This window comes from Arenibacter sp. S6351L (assembly GCF_023016025.1).
GTDB classification, from domain to species: domain Bacteria; phylum Bacteroidota; class Bacteroidia; order Flavobacteriales; family Flavobacteriaceae; genus Arenibacter; species Arenibacter algicola_B.
The window spans coordinates 1-5,146 of sequence record NZ_JALKBB010000063.1; the positions used below are offsets into that span (position 1 = coordinate 1).

Genomic DNA, 5,146 nt, shown 5'->3' on the forward strand with positions numbered 1-5,146 from the left:
CTGCCAGGGTATTGGCCGAAAATACCATTGCGGATACCAAAGATGCGGAACAGTGGGTCACCACGGTATTTCAGCGTATCTTGGTTAGGAATCCCGAGGAGGAGGAAAAAAAGGTCTTGGAGGAATATTATACCGATGCCCTGGACAAGTTCTTGAACGACAAGGAGAATGCCGAAAAGTTGATTGCACAGGGAGAATATAAAAGATTGGATACGGATCCGGCAAAAACTGCCGCGCTGATGTTGACGGCCCAGGTAATCTACAATTTGGACGAAACAATTACCAAAGAATAACGATTATGGAAGAAGACAAAACAAATTCTGAAAATCCCCTCAAGGTAAACCGAAGGCACTTCTTTTCGCAATTAAGTGTAGGAATCGGTTCTTTGGCTTTGGGCTCTTTGTTGATCCCAGACCTTTTTAAGGGTGGCCCCAAACCATTGGCGAGTCAGCCATTGGGAATTCCCCATTTTGCCCCAAAGGCAAAACGGGTAATCTATTTGTTTCAATCCGGGGCTCCATCACAGTTGGAATCCTTTGATTATAAACCTACCCTTACCAAGCGTATGGGAGAAGATTTGCCAGAATCTATACGGAACGGGCAAAGGCTTACCGGTATGACCTCTGGTCAGGATAAATTTCCTTTAATGCCTTCGGCGGCCAAGTTTGCCCAACACGGTAAAAGTGGGGCATGGGTAAGCGAATTTTTCCCTCATATTGCGAAAATTGCGGACGAGATATGTATTGTTAAGAGTATGCACACCGAGGCTATCAACCACGATCCGGCCATTACCTTTTTTCAGACGGGTAGTCAGCAATCAGGTAGGCCAAGTATGGGTTCTTGGATGAGTTATGGCTTGGGAAGTGAAAATCAAAATTTGCCTTCATTTGTGGTGCTTACCTCTAGAGGGAAGGGAAATAGCCAAGGCCTATACTCCAAGCTTTGGTCCAGTGGATTCTTGGATTCCAAGCATCAAGGGGTACTGTTGCGCTCAGGGAAGGATCCAGTGCTGTATTTGAACGATCCGGATGGACTTTCTCGTTCCGATAAGCGCCATTTGTTGGACCATGTATCTTCACTTAATAAAATACATCATGTTGAAACCGGCGACGACGAGATAGAATCAAGGATAGCTCAATATGAAATGGCCTATAGGATGCAAATGTCGGTACCCGATGTCATGGATATTAAAAAAGAACCGGAATCCATTATAAAGTTATATGGGGAAGATTCCCAGGTTCCCGGAACCTATGCGGCCAATTGTCTTCAGGCCCGTAGGCTAGCGGAGAATGGGGTACGCTTTATACAGTTGTACCATCAGGGCTGGGACCAACACGGCAACCTGCCCAATGAAATGGCAGGACAGGCCAAGGATGTGGATCAGGCATCTGCGGCCCTTATCCTGGATCTAAAACAGCGTGGCATGTTGGAGGATACCTTGGTTATTTGGGGTGGAGAGTTTGGAAGGACCAATTATTGTCAAGGTAATTTTGATCCTAAAAATTACGGTAGGGACCATCACCCAAGAGCTTTTAGTATATGGATGGCGGGAGGCGGTATTAAACCGGGTATTACTTATGGGGAAACCGATGAATTTGGGTATAATATTGTGAAAAATCCGGTTCATATCAACGATTTCCATGCCACTATCATGAATAATCTGGGACTGGATCACGAACAATTAATTTATAAATATCAGGGACGTCGGTTTAGGCTTACAGATGTTGCCGGTAATGTTGTAAAAGATATCTTAACATAGTATATGGCTCAAAAAAATAGTACTCCTTGGGTCGATTATGTTATTTTCGGTCTTACTGTATTTCTTGTTTTCTGTTTAATTTTCGAATCTTTTATAGATCTTCCCAGTCTTGTGGCCTGGTTAGGGCGTTGGCATCCTTTGATCCTACATTTTCCCATTGTTTTATTACTAATGGCCGCCGTTATAGGTCTTTTCAATCAGATAGTACCTAAGCTATTGCTTACAATTGCTACACTATCCGCGCTGGTTACCGCTATTACGGGATTCTTTTTGGGAACGGAATCCGTACCAAAGGGCGACCTTCTTTTTTGGCACCAATGGATGGGGGCCGGAGTAGCTATTTTGGCAGTTGTATGGTATTGGTTGAGTACCAATCATTTACAACAAACCTATCTGGTAAAGGGAATACAAGTGGTGTTGATTCTATTGGTGGGACTCACTGGCCATTATGGGGGAATGATTACACATGGGGAGGATTTTTTGGCCTTGCCGCGAAGTAAGAAATTGGAGAAGATTCCCGATGATCCTTTAATTTATGAACATATAGTTTATAGGGTACTGGACAATAATTGCATTGGTTGCCATAATCCGAACAAGAAAAAGGGAGAGCTACTGATGACCAGTATAAGCGAGCTTATTAAAGGAGGAGAAAGTGGACCAGCTTTGGTCTCGGGGGATCCAGAGAAAAGCGAACTAATTAGGCGCCTACATTTGCCTGTGGAAGACGAGGAACATATGCCTCCGGAAGGCAAGAAACCTTTAACAGATGATGAAATACAAATTTTAGAACGTTGGATAGCCTTGGGCGCTTCGGACACTTTAAAGTTGAGTCATTTGGATAACAGTGAACCTTTGGTAGGAATGGTCAAAAAAATGATGGATTCCGGTACAAAGAATTCATGGGCAAAACTTCCCAAAGTAGCGGACAGCACTTTGCAAAATTTGGCTTCAGATTATGTTACAATTAAAAGGATTGCCAGTAATTCGCAGGCTTTGAGTATATCTGTATACCTGCCACCAGAATACGATTCGAAGAATATTACGGATTTAAAGAGGATTGCCAATAATATTGTTGAATTGGATTTGAGCGGAATCCCTCTTGGCGAAAAAGAAATGGAACTAGTGGCAATGTGCAAAAATTTGGAGTGGTTGGAAGTGGACCGAACCCCCATCACGGATGCCGAGTTTGCAAAAATAACCGGGCTTGAAAATTTAAGGGTATTAAAGGCATATGAAACAGGCATTAGCGATGAAAGTGTTGCCATTCTAAAGGATTTCAAAGGCCTTAAAAGTCTTTATGTTTGGGATACGCAAATGTCCGATCAAGGGCTTTCCGAGCTAAGGGAAGCCATGCCCAATTTACATTTGGACTACGGAATTGATCCAGAGCTTAAAATGGAATTTATAGAGAAGGACACCATTGTGGATAGTATACAGTAAATTCGTAAGTAGATTATTAATTACTTAGGATGTGTATGACTTGTCGTATTCCAATTGTCATTTTACTTATTACCTTTCATTCGTTATCAATGGCCCAAGCCAGGTATGAGTATACCCACCAACAAATGGGTACGCAAATTGGTCTGGTTTTTTATGACCACAATGAAGATATGGCCAGGGCAGATTCCATTGCCCAATTGGTTTTCGCTAGAATAGATGAACTTAATAGCACTTTAAGTAATTACCTTCCTAATAGTGAAATTAATAAGCTTAGCAGTGGTTCAAATATAAACGTTGCAGTTAGCAATGACCTTTTTAGATTATTGCAAATTTCAGGGGACTATGCTGCAAAGACCAATGGTGCTTTCGATATTACCCTAGGTCCGCTTATTGAACTATGGAAAAAGGCTAGGAAAAATAGACAAATACCTTCAATGGCTGAAATAAAGCCCGCACAACAAAGAACCGGTTATGGCAATCTGGAATTCCCCATGTTGAATACGGTAAGGTTAAAACAAGAAGGAATGCAATTGGATGTTGGCGGGATAGGAAAGGGGTTTGCTGCGGATGAGGCCATTAGCCTGCTGAAGAGTAATGGAATAAATGCGGCTTTGGTAGATATGGGGGGAGATGTTACGGTAAGCAATGCCCCGCCCAATAAGGAGTTTTGGGTTTTAGGATTTAGCTATTATGACAAGAACGGAAAAGAAGTTTTCCGGAAAATAAAGTTGAAAAATCAGGCTGTGGCCACTTCTGGGGATTTGTACCAGTATGCCGTGATCGATGGGAAGCGGTATTCGCATATCATCAATCCTAAGAATGGCATGGGGTTGAGCAATAATATACAGGTAACGACTATTGCCCCCAATGGTACTATGGCAGATGCTTATGCTTCGGCATTAAGTGTCCTGGGTATAGGGGAAGGCAGTAAAATTGTTCAGGAAACAATGAATTTGGAGGTGTTTATGGTGGAGGATGTACCTGGGTCATACCAGCAGTGGAATAGTTCTGGATTTTTAAATTATATAGTTGAGGATTGAAATAAGATTACAAATAATTACGGGCTCCTTCCCCTAGCAGGGGAAGGTGGACCAATCCACGGATGTGTGGATTGGGACGGAAGGGGTGATTTAGGAAAGATAAATTTGTGCTAGGAGCTGGATCCCTTCCGACTTTAGTCCCTAAAAAAGGTCCAAAAGCCACCTTCCCTTGCCAAGGGAAGGAGCAAGTGTTATTGCTATATTAAGGAAATACATGAGAATTATAGGATTGAAAAAAAATAGAGGGTTCCTTCCCCTGTTAGGGGAAGGTGGACCAATCCACGGATGAGTGGATTGGGACGAAAGGGGTGATTTAGGAAAGATAAATTTGTGCTAGGAGCTGGATCCCTTCCGACTTTTGCCCCCGAAAAAGGTCCAAAAGCCACCTTCCCTTGCCAAGGGAAGGAGCAAAATGAGAATTATATTTGGGAGGGATATGAAGCCTAAAAAAATACATAACAGACCTGAAACCAAAACAAATAGAATACAGCTTCGAAAAAACCTGACTTCTGCAGAAGCGTTTCTATGGAAGGAATTAAAGGGTAAAAAACTGGACGGAAGAAAATTTAGGAGACAACACGGTATTGGAAATTTTATTACTGATTTTTATTGTGCGCAGGAGAATTTGATAATAGAATTGGATGGAGAGGTACATAATCATGCAATCGTAGTCGAAAATGACGACAAAAGAACTGCATTTTTGAATGGGAAGGGATACAAGGTTATCCGTTTTGAAAATAAAATGGTTTTTGAAAATTTACCCAGCGTTTTACAAGAAATAAGGGATAATTTTAAGAGAAATGAACATTAACAGGGTTCCTTCCCCTGTTAGGGGAAGGTGGACCAATCCACGACCGAGTGGATTGGGGCGGAAGGGGTGATTTTGAGGATCAATTGGTGTTCAGAA

Annotated in this window: 4 protein-coding genes and 1 pseudogene; all 5 read left to right on the forward strand. The window is 42.2% G+C overall.

What is annotated here, in order from left to right; genetic code table 11:
- Positions 1 to 293, forward strand: a pseudogene (locus tag MWU82_RS23760) (hypothetical protein); the annotation flags it as partial.
- Between the two features lie 5 nt (positions 294 to 298).
- Positions 299 to 1,759, forward strand: coding sequence for a DUF1501 domain-containing protein (locus tag MWU82_RS23765; RefSeq protein WP_215949123.1), 1,461 nt, complete (start codon positions 299 to 301; stop codon positions 1,757 to 1,759).
- A gap of 3 nt (positions 1,760 to 1,762) precedes the next feature.
- Positions 1,763 to 3,199 (forward strand): c-type cytochrome domain-containing protein, encoded by a 1,437-nt coding sequence (locus tag MWU82_RS23770; protein WP_247098217.1) that lies wholly within the window; start codon positions 1,763 to 1,765, stop codon positions 3,197 to 3,199.
- 125 nt (positions 3,200 to 3,324) lie between these two features.
- Positions 3,325 to 4,239 (forward strand): FAD:protein FMN transferase, encoded by a 915-nt coding sequence (locus MWU82_RS23775; RefSeq protein ID WP_247098219.1) that lies wholly within the window; start codon positions 3,325 to 3,327, stop codon positions 4,237 to 4,239.
- A 412-nt stretch (positions 4,240 to 4,651) separates the two neighbouring features.
- Positions 4,652 to 5,050 carry an endonuclease domain-containing protein gene (locus tag MWU82_RS23780; protein WP_348647011.1) on the forward strand — a complete coding sequence of 133 codons (399 nt, stop codon included), beginning with the start codon at positions 4,652 to 4,654 and terminating at the stop codon, positions 5,048 to 5,050.
- Positions 5,051 to 5,146: the final 96 nt, after the last annotated feature.